Source organism: Pseudomonas sp. GW821-FHT01D09 (genome assembly GCF_059422465.1).
Genome location: NZ_JBWKWY010000011.1, coordinates 90387 through 103099, shown reverse-complemented (window position 1 = coordinate 103099; position 12713 = coordinate 90387). Strand labels below are relative to the sequence as shown.

Annotated in this window: 10 protein-coding genes; 8 read left to right on the top strand and 2 right to left on the bottom strand. The window is 62.1% G+C overall.

Features of this window, described 5'->3' with window-relative positions; all coding sequences use genetic code 11:
- The first annotated feature begins 138 nt into the window (after positions 1-138).
- Genes AC07W7_RS13040 through AC07W7_RS13025 form a run of 4 tightly spaced genes read left to right on the top strand, consistent with a single transcriptional unit; the run spans position 139 to position 4476 of the window.
- Positions 139-609 (top strand): (2Fe-2S)-binding protein, encoded by a 471-nt coding sequence (locus AC07W7_RS13040; protein ID WP_495039453.1) that lies wholly within the window; start codon positions 139-141, stop codon positions 607-609.
- A complete protein-coding gene (locus AC07W7_RS13035) occupies positions 606-2915 on the top strand; it encodes a xanthine dehydrogenase family protein molybdopterin-binding subunit (protein ID WP_495039452.1) in 2310 nt (769 codons plus the stop codon). Before AC07W7_RS13040 ends, AC07W7_RS13035 begins: the two co-directional genes overlap by 4 nt.
- Positions 2915-3901 carry an XdhC family protein gene (locus tag AC07W7_RS13030; protein ID WP_076964155.1) on the top strand — a complete coding sequence of 329 codons (987 nt, stop codon included), beginning with the start codon at positions 2915-2917 and terminating at the stop codon, positions 3899-3901. Before AC07W7_RS13035 ends, AC07W7_RS13030 begins: the two co-directional genes overlap by 1 nt.
- Complete coding sequence (locus AC07W7_RS13025; protein WP_232243897.1) at positions 3898-4476, top strand: nucleotidyltransferase family protein; 579 nt, start codon at positions 3898-3900, stop codon at positions 4474-4476. The genes AC07W7_RS13030 and AC07W7_RS13025 overlap by 4 nt, the downstream gene beginning before the upstream one ends.
- Before the next feature lie 159 nt (positions 4477-4635).
- Here AC07W7_RS13025 and rne read toward each other — a convergent pair whose 3' ends face one another.
- A complete protein-coding gene (rne, locus tag AC07W7_RS13020) occupies positions 4636-7878 on the bottom strand; it encodes a ribonuclease E (protein ID WP_495039451.1) in 3243 nt (1080 codons plus the stop codon).
- A gap of 701 nt (positions 7879-8579) precedes the next feature.
- Here rne and rluC point away from each other — a divergent pair.
- The 3 genes from rluC to AC07W7_RS13005 are packed head-to-tail and all read left to right on the top strand — an operon-like array spanning position 8580 to position 11199.
- A complete protein-coding gene (gene rluC, locus AC07W7_RS13015) occupies positions 8580-9539 on the top strand; it encodes a 23S rRNA pseudouridine(955/2504/2580) synthase RluC (RefSeq protein WP_495039450.1) in 960 nt (319 codons plus the stop codon).
- A complete protein-coding gene (locus tag AC07W7_RS13010) occupies positions 9526-10188 on the top strand; it encodes an HAD-IIIA family hydrolase (protein ID WP_495039449.1) in 663 nt (220 codons plus the stop codon). The genes rluC and AC07W7_RS13010 overlap by 14 nt, the downstream gene beginning before the upstream one ends.
- A 21-nt stretch (positions 10189-10209) precedes the next feature.
- On the top strand, positions 10210-11199 hold the full coding sequence (locus AC07W7_RS13005; protein ID WP_076964152.1) for a S49 family peptidase: 990 nt from the start codon (positions 10210-10212) through the stop codon (positions 11197-11199).
- Positions 11200-11496: 297 nt separating this feature from the next.
- On the opposite strand, the gene AC07W7_RS13000 is transcribed toward AC07W7_RS13005, so the two are convergent.
- Entirely contained in the window at positions 11497-12075 is a 579-nt protein-coding gene (locus AC07W7_RS13000; protein ID WP_169901626.1) for a Maf family protein, read from the bottom strand.
- A gap of 105 nt (positions 12076-12180) precedes the next feature.
- Here AC07W7_RS13000 and AC07W7_RS12995 point away from each other — a divergent pair, with 105 nt between their 5' ends.
- Positions 12181-12711 carry a YceD family protein gene (locus AC07W7_RS12995; RefSeq protein WP_057960396.1) on the top strand — a complete coding sequence of 177 codons (531 nt, stop codon included), beginning with the start codon at positions 12181-12183 and terminating at the stop codon, positions 12709-12711.
- Positions 12712-12713 lie beyond the last annotated feature (2 nt).

Genomic DNA, 12713 nt, shown 5'->3' with positions numbered 1-12713 from the left:
TGTTTATCAAGGGCCCGGTGAAGACCTGTCTTCACAAGAGAGCCCGATTAGCCTGAGCCATCTGCGTGAACCGACTCCGCTCCCCTGAAAGCGGCAGATAGCTCGACCCCATAATCCAATCACTATGCGGGCGTGCCCATGATTACTCTGAAACTCAACGGTCAAGATCATCCACTGGATGTCACCGAGGACATGCCCCTGCTGTGGGCGATCCGCGACGTGGCGGGTTACAACGGCACCAAGTTCGGTTGCGGCATGGGCCTGTGCGGCGCCTGCACCATTCATATTGACGGCGCGCCGGCCCGCAGTTGCATCACGCCCATTGGCTCGGTCAAGGGGCAGAACGTCAGCACCATCGACAACCTGCATAACGACCCGGTCGGCCAGGTGGTGCAGCAGGCGTGGCTGGATATGGCCGTGGCCCAGTGCGGTTATTGCCAGGGCGGGCAGATCATGTCGGCCACGGCCTTGCTCAAAACCAACCCCAACCCCAGCGATGCACAGATAGAAGAGGCCATGGTTGGCAATATCTGCCGCTGCGGCACCTATAACCGCATCAAGACGGCGATCCGCCAGGCCGCAACTCACCTGCAGGGGGCCAAGGCATGAGCCATTTCGCCCTGAACAACCTCAGCCGCCGTGGCTTCCTCAAAGGGGTCGGCGCGACCGGTGCCCTGGTAGTGGCCGCCAGTTGGGGCCTGCCCCAGGCCTTTGCCGCCGAGGCCAAGCAATACGGCGGGGACGCGATGCCCCATGGCGTGGTCGATGACCCCAAGGTCTATGTCAGCATCGCCACCGATGGCACCGTTACTGTGATCTGCAACCGCTCGGAAATGGGCCAGGGCGTGCGTACCAGCCTGGCCATGGTGGTGGCCGATGAGCTGGAGGCCGATTGGGCACAGGTGAAGGTTGCGCAGGCGCCGGGCGATGAAGCGCGTTTTGGCAACCAGGATACCGACGGCTCGCGCAGCATGCGCCATTGGTTCGAGCCGATGCGCCGGTGCGGCGCCGCTGTGCGAACCATGCTGGAACAGGCCGCTGCCGAGCAGTGGAAAGTCCCGCTGGGCGAGTGCCGCGCGCAGCTGCATAAAGTGCTTCACCAGCCCAGCGGCCGCGAACTGGGCTATGGCGCCCTGGCCGCCGCTGCCGGTGCCCTGGCAGTACCGGCGCGCGACAGCCTGCGGCTCAAGCAACCGGCGCAATTTCGCTATATCGGCAAGGACGCCACCAAGGCCATCGACGGTGCCGATATCGTCAATGGCCGCGCGGTGTACGGCGCCGATGTGCATTTCGACGGCATGCTGTTTGCGACCATTGCCCGGCCCAAGGTGTATGGCGGCCAGGTCAAGTCGTTTGATGCCAGCGCGGCGTTGAAAGTGCCGGGTGTGATCAAGGTCCTGCAAATCGAGAGCCGTCCCATACCCTCGGAGTTCCACCCCTTGGGCGGGGTGGCGGTGGTGGCCAGCAACACCTGGGCGGCGATCAAGGGCCGTGAGGCATTGCAGATCGTCTGGGAGGACGGCGCCAATGCCGGCTACAACTCCATCGACTATCGCAAGACCCTGGAAGCCGCGGCCCTCCAGCCCGGCAAGGTCGTGCGCAATACTGGCAGCATCGACCAGGCCCTGAACGATGCCGACAGCACCCTCGAAGCCGCGTATTACTTGCCACACCTGGCGCAGTCGCCGATGGAGCCGATGGTGGCCGTGGCCCGTTATCAAGACGGGCAATGCGAGGCCTGGGCCCCGAGCCAGGCGCCGCAGGTCACGCGCGAACGGGTGGCCGAGCGCCTGGGCCTGCCGTTCGATAATGTCACGATCCATGTCACCCTGCTGGGCGGCGGTTTCGGGCGCAAGTCCAAGCCGGACTTCATCATCGAGGCTGCGCTGCTGGCCAAGGAGTTCCCCGGCAAGGCCGTGCGCGTGCAATGGACCCGTGAAGACGATATCCATAATTCCTACTTCCATACCGTCTCCGCCGAGTACCTCAAGGCCGGCCTGAACAAAGACGGCATGCCCTCCGGCTGGCTGCACCGCACCGTGGCACCCAGCATCACCGCGCTGTTTGCGCCAGGCATGAACCATGAGGCCGCGTTTGAGCTGGGCATGGGCTTTACTAACATGGCCTACGCCATTCCCAATGTGCGCCTGGAGAACCCTGAAGCGGCCGCCCATACCCGTGTGGGTTGGTACCGTTCGGTGTCGAATATCCCCCATGGTTTTGCCATTCAGAGCTTTGTCGATGAACTGGCGCACAAGGCCGGCCAGGATCCGCTGAAATATCAACTCAAGCTGCTGGGCCCGGATCGCCAGATCGATCCACGCACCTTGAGCGAAGAGTGGAACTACGGTGAGTCACCCGAGCGTTACCCGATCGATACCGCGCGCATGCGTGGCGTACTGGAAACCGCCGCCAAGGCTGCCGGCTGGGGCCGTGCACTGCCCAAGGGGCGTGGCCTGGGGCTGGCGGTGCACTACAGCTTTGTGACTTATGTGGCGGCGGTGATCGAGGTGGAGGTCAAGGACGATGGCACCTTGATTGTGCACAAGGCCGATATTGCCGTGGACTGCGGCCCGCAGATCAACCCGGAGCGCATCCGCTCGCAGTTCGAGGGCGCCTGCGTCATGGGCTTGGGCAACGCGGTCCTGGGGGAAATCAGCTTCAAGGAGGGCAAGGTCCAGCAGGACAACTTCCATATGTATGAAGTGGCGCGTATGTCCCTGGCGCCCAAGGAAATTGCCATCCATTTAGTCACCCCCCAAGGTGAGGTGCCCCTGGGCGGTGTGGGGGAGCCGGGCGTGCCGCCGATTGCACCGGCGCTGTGCAATGCAATATTTGCCGCCACCGGCAAGCGCATCCGCAACCTGCCGGTGCGCTATCAGTTGCAGGGCTGGCAGCAGGAGGCGAAGGTCTGATGGACAGCGTGGATCTGAATGTCCTGCGCAGCGTGCTGCAATGGCGCCGCGCAGGGCAGCGGGTGGTGCTGTACAGCGTGGTCCAGACCTGGGGCAGCGCGCCACGACCGCCGGGGGCGATGCTGGCCCTGCGCGGCGATGGGGTGGTGATCGGCTCGGTCTCCGGGGGCTGCATCGAAGATGATCTGATCGCCCGGCTCCACGATGGCCGCTTGCCTGATGACGGGCCGCCGGTGCAACTGGTGACCTATGGCGTCACCCGGGATGAAGCGGCGCGCTTTGGATTGCCTTGCGGTGGCACCTTGCGCCTGACGGAGGAGCGGGTGGGCGATCCCGCGTGGGTCGCCGAGTTGCTGGCGCGTTGCGAGGCCCATGAAATGGTGGCGCGGGAGTTGGATGTGGCGACGGGCACTGTGCGCTTGAGCGCGGCGAGCAAGTCCGACCTGGTCAGTTTTGACGGTGAGCGCTTGCGGGCCATCTACGGCCCGCGCTGGCGCCTGCTGCTGATCGGTGCTGGCCAGTTGTCGCGCTATGTGGCCGAAATGGCGCGCTTGTTGGATTTTGAAGTGCTGATCTGCGACCCGCGTACGGAGTTTGTGCATGGCTGGGAAGAACAGCACGGGCGCTTTGTGCCGGGAATGCCCGATGAAGCCGTGCTCAATATCCAGACGGACGAGCGCACGGCCATTGTCGCCCTGACCCACGATCCGCGCCTGGACGATATGGCGCTGTTGACCGCCTTGAATTCCAGGGCGTTCTACGTTGGCGCCCTGGGTTCGCGGGTCAATAGCCGCAAGCGCCGCGAAGACTTGGCGGCGCTGGGATTGAGCGCCGAGGCCATTGCACGGTTGCACGGCCCGATTGGGCTGCCGATTGGCAGTCATACGCCGGCGGAGATTGCCTTGTCGTTGATGGCGCAGATCGTTGCAATCAAGAACGGTGTGGAGGTTTCGCAGCGTAAGCCCTTGCTGGAAACCGTCAATTGACGAGCGCCATCACCGCCATTGTCCTGGCGGCGGGGCAGGGTAGGCGGTTCCGCGCGTTAAGCGGTCAGGACAAACTGCTGGCCCCTTGTGTGGGGCGTGATGGGGTGACGCGGCCGGTCTTGGAGCAGGTGCTGGTCAATTTGCCCGCCAGTGTCACCCGGCGTTGGGTGGTCACATCGCCGGAGCGCAGCGAGGTTGTGCGTCTGGCTGGGAGCTATGGGTGCGAAGTGCTGCTCCTGGATTCGGCGGGCATGGGCGACAGCATTGCGGCAGCGGTGGCGGCCAGTAGCTCGGCAGCGGGTTGGTTGGTGGTGTTGGGGGATATGCCGTTTATCCAGGCGGCGAGTATTGAGCGGGTGATAGAGCGGGTGGAGGGGGTCAGTGTGCCGGTGCATGCCGGCCGGCGGGGCCATCCTGTTGCGTTTGGCCCGGCACTGGGGCCGGTGTTGATGGGGTTGACTGGGGACCGTGGGGCCAAGGCTCTGTTTGCCCAGACTGAGGTGCGGGAAGTGCCGGTGGATGATCCTGGGGTGTTGTGGGATGTGGATGTGCCGCAATCACTGGAGTTTAGGTAGCAGCTGGCTTGGCGGCGATGGCGGCCTCAAGCTCACCGTGCCTCTCTCTACCGCCATCGCGGGCAAGCCCGCTCCCACATTTGATTTTTGTCGTTGAATAGAACGCATAAAAAAGCCCCGCCTGAGTGATCAGGCGGGGCTTTTTAGTTGCCGTTGGCGTTAAGCGAGGGGTTTAGGCTCGTGCTCTTCTTCCAGGGCTTTTGGGTTGTGCTCTACCACTTCCTCAACGGAACGCAGGTTCTCGTCGATGGCTGGGGCAGTGTGCTCAACTGCGGCTTCGACGGCAGGCGCCTCGACCACTTCAGCAACAACCGGTGCCGCTTCGACGACGGCCGGGGCTGCTACCGCTGCTGCTTCGGCTTCTTTCTGCAGACGCTCGGCTTCACGCTTGCGACGACGCACTTCACGCGGGTCGTTAGGCGCACGGCCGTTTTCGGTGAGGGCGCTGGCAGGGGCTTCAACCACTGGGGCGGCCACTTCGGCAACCACTGGGGTTTGCACAACCACCGGAGCAGGCTCGGCAACCACGACCGGTTCTGCAACTACCGCAGGTTCGGCGATAACCACTTCAGCAACCGGGGCCGGCGCTTCTTCTACCGGGGCAGGGGCTTCGGCGACGACGGCTGGCTCGGCAGTCCACTGGAAGGCGGTCTGTTCTTCGCGAACTTCACGCACTGGCGGGGTTGGCTCGGCAACTGGCGCTTCGACAACCGCTTCAACCACTGGCTGTGGTTCAACCACGGCCGCAGGTGCTGCTACTGCTTCGGCTTCAGGCTGGGCTTCGCGAACCGGTGCAACTTCCACTGCTGGAGCGGTAGGTGCTTCGATCACGCTGGTCGCTTCGACAACCGGCGCTTCGACGACGGCAGTTTCCTGCACGGCGGCGGTGGCACGTTCGGCCTGCTGGTTGGCTTCGGCTTCGGCGGGCGCACTGATGACCACGCTGGCAACCGCAGCGGTAACGGCCAGGCCAGCGGCCAGTTCGGTGCTGGTGGGTTCGTTGCTGGCGGTTTCTTCGGTGGCTTCGCCGGTCTCTTCCGAGCCTTCGATCACATTGCCGTTGGCGTCACGTTGACGCTCACGACGGTTGCTGCGACGACGCTGGCCACGGGAGCGGCGGCGTGGACGATCGCCTTCGGCGTTGTCCTGGCCATCTTCCTGTGGCTGCTCGTCGTTGTTCAGCAGTTCTTCTTCGCTGGCGGCGGCAGCCTGCTCGGCGCGTGGTTGACGCTCTTCACGCGGTGGGCGTGGGGCGCGCTCTTCACGGGGCTGGCGGGCCGGGCGTTCTTCAGTCGCGGCTTCCACTGCAACGGCTGCCACGGCTGGAGCGGCGTCCAGTGGCTCGCGCAGTTCACGTACACGTTCTTCACGCTCGCCACGTGGCTTGCGATCTTCACGCGGGGCGCGAGGGGTGCGGGGTGCGCGTTCTTCACGTGGCGCACGCTCTTCACGCGGGGCGCGTTCTTCGCGGGCTACGGCCGGGGTTTCTTCACGGGCTTCGCGTGGCTGGCGCTCTTCGCGGGGCGCGCGTTCTTCACGCGGTGCACGTTCTTCGCGAGGCTTGCGCTCTTCGTCACGGCGACCGTTGCGGTTACGGCTCTGCTGGCGACCGTTGCGACGCTCTTCGTTGCGTGCAGGGCGTTCAGCGGCTGGCTTCTCGACCACGGCTGGCGCAACAGGCTCTTCCTTGGTGGCGAACAGGCTGACCAGCGACTTCACCAGGCCCTTGAACAGGCTTGGCTCCGGCAGGACGGCAGGCGCGGCCATCGGGGCGGCGACTTCAGTCGGCACCGGTGCGTTGGCACGGGCCGGCGCGGTCTTGACGGCGGCTTCCTGGCGCACCAGGGTGCGGGTTGCGGCGGCGGGCTGGACTTCTTCGACTTCGGCAGCGGCAGCGGCGATTTCGTAGCTGGATTGGCCGCTGTGGGCTTCCGGGCTGTCATCACGCAGGCGCTGGACTTCAAAGTGCGGCGTCTCGAGGTGATCGTTGGGCAGGATCACGATACGGGCACGGGTGCGCAGTTCGATCTTGGTGATCGAGTTGCGTTTTTCGTTGAGCAGGAAGGCTGCAACCGGGATCGGCACTTGCGCGCGGACTTCGGCGGTGCGGTCTTTCAGGGCTTCTTCTTCGATCAGGCGCAGGATCGCCAGGGACAGCGATTCAACGTCACGGATGATGCCGGTGCCGTTGCAACGCGGGCAGACGATGCCGCTGCTTTCGCCCAGGGACGGACGCAGGCGCTGACGGGACATTTCCAGCAGGCCGAAGCGCGAGATGCGGCCAACCTGCACGCGGGCACGGTCGGCTTCCAGGCATTCGCGGACTTTTTCTTCCACGGCGCGCTGGTTCTTGGCGGGGGTCATGTCGATGAAGTCGATCACGATCAGGCCGCCGATATCACGCAGGCGCAGTTGGCGAGCGATTTCTTCGGCCGCTTCCAGGTTGGTCTGCAGGGCGGTTTCTTCGATGTCGCTGCCTTTGGTGGCGCGCGCCGAGTTGATGTCGATGGACACCAGGGCTTCGGTCGGATCGATCACGATGGAGCCACCGGAAGGCAGTTCGACCACGCGCTGGAAGGCGGTTTCGATCTGGCTTTCGATCTGGAAACGGTTGAACAGCGGCACGCTGTCTTCGTACAGCTTGATCTTGCTGGCGTACTGCGGCATCACCTGGCGGATGAAGGTCAGGGCTTCGTCCTGGGCTTCGACGCTGTCGATCAGCACTTCGCCGATGTCCTGGCGCAGGTAGTCGCGGATGGCGCGGATGATCACGTTGCTTTCCTGATAGATCAGGAATGGCGCGGAGCGGTCCAGGGACGCTTCTTTAATAGCGGTCCACAGTTGCAGCAGGTAGTCGAGGTCCCACTGCATTTCTTCGCTGCTGCGGCCAAGGCCGGCAGTGCGCACGATCAGGCCCATGTCGGCCGGGGCGATCAGGCCGTTGAGCGCTTCACGCAGTTCGTTGCGTTCTTCACCTTCGATACGACGGGAAATGCCGCCGGCACGCGGGTTGTTCGGCATCAGGACCAGGTAACGGCCAGCCAGGCTGATGAAGGTGGTCAGGGCGGCGCCCTTGTTGCCACGTTCTTCTTTTTCGACCTGGACGATGACTTCCTGGCCTTCGCTCAGGACGTCCTTGATGTTCACGCGGCCTTCAGGGGCTTTCTTGAAGTATTCGCGGGAGATTTCTTTGAGGGGCAGGAAGCCGTGGCGCTCAGAGCCAAAATCGACAAAGGCAGCCTCAAGGCTTGGCTCGATGCGAGTAATCCGGCCTTTATAGATGTTGGCCTTCTTCTGCTCGCGTGCACCGGACTCGATGTCCAGGTCGTAGAGGCGTTGGCCATCTACCAGTGCAACACGCAACTCTTCGGGTTGAGTTGCGTTAATCAGCATTCTTTTCATGTTGTACCGTCGGTTTCCGGGCTGCCGGAAACGGCGTTCGGCACACACGACTTCTCACGGTCGGTGTCAGGTGCGTCAAGAGTGGTTGGCCACTCCAGTGTCCAGCAATACCGGCCAATTGGGCTGGTATCGCGACTTACGCGTCCTGCTTGCTGTGGTGACTTAATAAGCACTCAGTCAGGAGGAGGAATCAACCGGCGACTGTGGACGAGATGAAGCGTCTAAATATAAGCCTAGTGCTACACAGTCCGACGGTTGTGCATCTCCACCCTACACGTATCCCTGATAATTCGGGTGCTGCCGCGCGCAGAATCCGCAGCGGGTTGGCATTTACCGTGTTCTCCAATGGGGAGTTCACGCTCATGGCTAATAACAGGCGTTGTTTCCGAAGCATTCGCCGTGGTCTGGTACAAGACTGACTGCACTTTGTGAACTGGCCATAAATATCGGCGCAAGAGGCGAATAATCACGCTGCTTCTTGCACTCGCTTCAGGCCTCATGTCACCTGCGCTTGTTACAATCTTGAGCCTTCCAGTGTGGCAAGAGCCCCGTAGGACGGCCTCGCGTCCTGATGAATTGCGATGGTCAGGGGCGGCAGTTTGCCGCGAGTCCTCTGTCCAGGCCGCTTTTGGCGGCGTTCGCGACTATAGCAGCAATGATTAAGTGCTTCAATTCCATAAAAAATTGTTATCATTCCCGGCATGACGACTACCACCCCCCCGACCCCCAGCGTCCAGCTGCTTGAGGTCTCGCCGGAATATGCCGGCCAACGCATCGACAATTTTCTTCTGGCCAGGCTCAAGGGCGTGCCCAAGACCTTGATTTATCGCATTTTGCGCAAAGGCGAAGTGCGGGTGAACAAGGGCCGGATCAAGCCTGAGTACAAGCTGCAGGCGGGCGATATCGTCCGCGTGCCGCCTGTGCGCGTGCCCGAGCGTGACGAGCCCGTGCCGCTGGCCCAGGGCCTGTTGCAGCGCCTTGAAGCCTCGATTGTCTTTGAAGACAACAAGCTGATCGTGATCAACAAACCGTGCGGCATTGCGGTGCACGGTGGCAGTGGTCTGAATTTCGGGGTGATCGAAGCCTTTCGTCAGTTGCGTCCAGATGCCAAGGAGCTGGAGCTGGTCCATCGCCTGGACCGCGACACTTCCGGGCTGTTGATGATCGCCAAGAAGCGCAGCATGTTGCGCCACCTGCATACCGCCCTGCGCTGCGATGGCGTGGACAAGCGCTATATGGCCCTGGTGCGTGGCAATTGGGCGTCCTCGATCAAGAGCGTGCGGGCGCCGTTGCAGAAGAGCAACCTGCGCTCCGGCGAGCGCATGGTCGAGGTGGACGAGGAGGGCAAGGAGGCGTTGACCCTGTTCAAGGTGCTGCGGCGCTTCGGTGACTTCGCGACTATGGTCGAGGCCAAGCCGGTGACCGGGCGTACCCACCAGATTCGCGTGCATACCCTGCATGCCGGCCATTGTATTGCGGGCGATACCAAGTACGGCGACGAGGGGTTTTCCAAGGAAATTCGTGACCTTGGCGGCAAACGCCTGTTCCTGCATGCCTATATGCTGACGGTGCCGTTGCCCGATGGTGGCGAATTGAAATTGCAGGCCCCTGTGGATGAGATGTGGGCCAAGACCGTGGAGCGCCTGAGTGTCGCGCCCTGACTACAAGCTGCTGATCTTTGACTGGGATGGCACCCTGTGCGATTCCATTGGTCGGATTGTCGAGTCGATGCACATGGCCTCGACCCGCTCCGGCTTCGAGCTGTGCAGTGACCTGGCGGTCAAGGGCATCATTGGCCTGGGGTTGCCCGAGGCTATCCGCACCCTGTACCCGCAGATTGCTGACAACGAGCTAGTGGCGTTTCGCGAACATTACGCCGAGCACTACATTGCCCTGGAGTCCGAACCGTCCCCCTTGTTCGAGGGGGTGGTGCCGTCCCTGGCGGCCTTGCGCGAGCAGGGCTATTACCTGGCCGTGGCGACCGGCAAGGCGCGGCGCGGCCTGGACCGGGTGCTCAAGGCCAATGGCTGGGAAGACTATTTCGATATCACCCGCGCCGCTGATGAAACCGCGAGCAAGCCCCATCCATTGATGCTGGAGCAGATCATGGCCCATTGCGGCGTGTCGGCCCGTGAGTCGTTGATGGTCGGGGATGCTTCATTCGATCTGCTGATGGCGCGCAATGCCGGTATGGACAGTGTGGCTGTCAGCTATGGCGCCCAGTCCCCCGAAGCCTTGCAGGCCTACGAACCGCGCCTGACGATTGACCGGTTTTCGCAATTGCACGCCTGGCTCAGCCAGGCCCATTAAGTTTTTGCTGGGGTAGATGGCATGACCGATGAGTGGAAAGCACCGACCAAGGCCGGTGCTGACAATGGCGATGATAAAAGCTGGAAATTGCTGGAAAAGACCCTGCTGGCGGGTGTCCAGGAACAGCGTCGCGCCCGGCGTTGGGGGATTTTCTTCAAGCTCCTGACCTTTACCTACCTGATTGGCATGCTGGTGCTGTTCAGTCCGTTGGTGGATATGGAGAAGAGTGCTGTGCGCAGTGCCAACTACACCGCGCTGATCGAGGTGCGTGGGGTGATTGCCGACAAGGAGTCTGCCAGTGCCGACAATATCGTCAGCAGCCTGCGCACCGCCTTCGAGGACCCCAAGGTCAAGGGTGTGGTGCTGCGCATCAACAGCCCTGGCGGCAGCCCGGTACAGTCGGGTTATGTCTATGACGAAATCCGCCGCCTGCGCGCCCTGTATCCGCAAACCAAGGTGTATGCGGTGATTTCTGACCTGGGTGCTTCGGGCGCCTATTACATCGCCAGTGCCGCCGACCAGATCTACGCCGACAAGGCCAGCCTGGTGGGTTCCATTGGCGTGACGGCGGCCGGCTATGGGTTTGTTGGGGCCATGGAGAAGCTGGGGGTTGAGCGGCGTACCTACACCTCGGGCGAGCACAAGTCATTCCTCGATCCGTTCCAGCCGCAAAAGGCGGATGAAACCCAGTTCTGGCAGGGCGTGCTCGACACCACCCATCGCCAGTTCATTGCCAGCGTCAAGCAGGGGCGTGGTGAGCGGCTCAAGGACAAGGAACACCCAGAGCTGTTCTCTGGCCTGATCTGGTCCGGCGAGCAGGCGCTGCCGCTGGGCTTGATCGATGGCCTGGGCAGTGCCAGCTCGGTGGCGCGGGATGTGGTCGGCGAGAAGGAGCTGGTGGACTTTACCGTCCAGGAGTCGCCGTTCGATCGCTTCTCCAAGAAGCTGGGGGCCAGTGTCGCGGAGAAATTGGCGCTGTATATGGGCTTCCAGGGGCCGGCCTTGCGCTGATCTCGCGATCGGCATAACTAAAAAATGTGGGAGCGGGCTTGCCCGCGATTGCGGTGGGTCAGCCAGCCAATGGGTTACTGACAGGCTGCCATCGCGGGCAAGCCCTAATGCCAGTCAGTTAAGCCTTTTTGTAGGAGCGAGCTTGCTCGCGAAGAACTTGAGAGCGCCGCGTTTACCTAGCAAACACGCGTTATCGTTGACGTCCTTCGCGAGCAAGCTCGCTCCTACAGAAAGCAGAATCCGCTTAACTGACTGGCATTAGGGCAAGCCCGCTCCCACATTGGGTTTTTGGGGTTCTTAGGGGATTTGCACGCCTTCGGCCAGCAACATATCCACCAGTCGGATCAGCGGTAGGCCGACGAGGCTGGTGGCGTCCGGGCCTGCGGTACTCTGAAACAAGCTTACCCCCAGGCCCTCGGCCTTGAAGCTGCCAGCGCAGTCGTAGGGCTGCTCGATCCGCAGGTAGCGCTCGATCTGTGCCGGCTCCAGTTGGCGCATCGTGACCGTGAAGGGCACGCAGTCCACTTGGCAATGCCCGGTGTTGCTATTGAGCAGGGCCAGGCCGGTGAGGAAGCTGACCTGTCGGCCGCTGGCCGCGAGCAATTGCTCGCGGGCCTTTTCAAAAGTGTGGGGCTTGCCGATGATCTGGCCGTCCAGGGTCGCCACCTGGTCCGAACCGATGATCAGGTGCCCTGGATGGCTGCCGGCCAGGGCGCGTGCCTTCTCTTCGGCCAGGCGCTTGACCAGATTGACTGCGGACTCATTTATGCGATGGCTTTCGTCGATATCCGGAGAGCTGCAGATGAACGGCAGGTGCAGGCGATTCAGCAGTTCCCGGCGATAAACCGAGCTGGATGCGAGTAATAAAGGCAACATGGGGCTCTCCTCAAGGCAGTCGCGGATTCTAGCGAGCGGACAGTCTGGCGCACAGGGCTGAATTTCCTTTGACATGGGCGGGTGCATCCCTATAATGCTGCGCCTATGTTGAATGACCCGATTCCACCTCACGTTGACCCGCGCAAATTGGCTGATCGTGGCACCACCCTCCAAGGTGAAGTGTTGCTGGCCGATTTGGAGAGACTCTGCGACCCGCTTTCCGACACTGTCGGTACGGTGCAGGCTAAATTCGTTTTTGAACGAGATGAACGTAAATCTGTGGTGATCCACAGCTTTATCGACACCGAGGTCAAAATGGTTTGCCAGCGTTGTCTTGAGCTGGTCACCCTGCCGATCCACAGCGAATGCAGTTATGCTGTGGTGAAAGAGGGTGCGAATACCCAGTCGTTGCCGAAAGGTTATGACGTGCTGGAACTGGGCGAAGATCCTTTGGATCTGCATGCACTGATCGAGGAGGAGCTTCTGCTCGCCTTGCCCATTGTGCCTGCTCATCATCCGGAAGAATGCCAGCAGCCGGCGGGGCTCGATGACGAGTCCGAACCGAGCGAGGACGAGGTAACGCGGTCCAACCCGTTCAGTGTATTGGCGCAGTTAAAGCGTGACCCAAACGTTTAGGA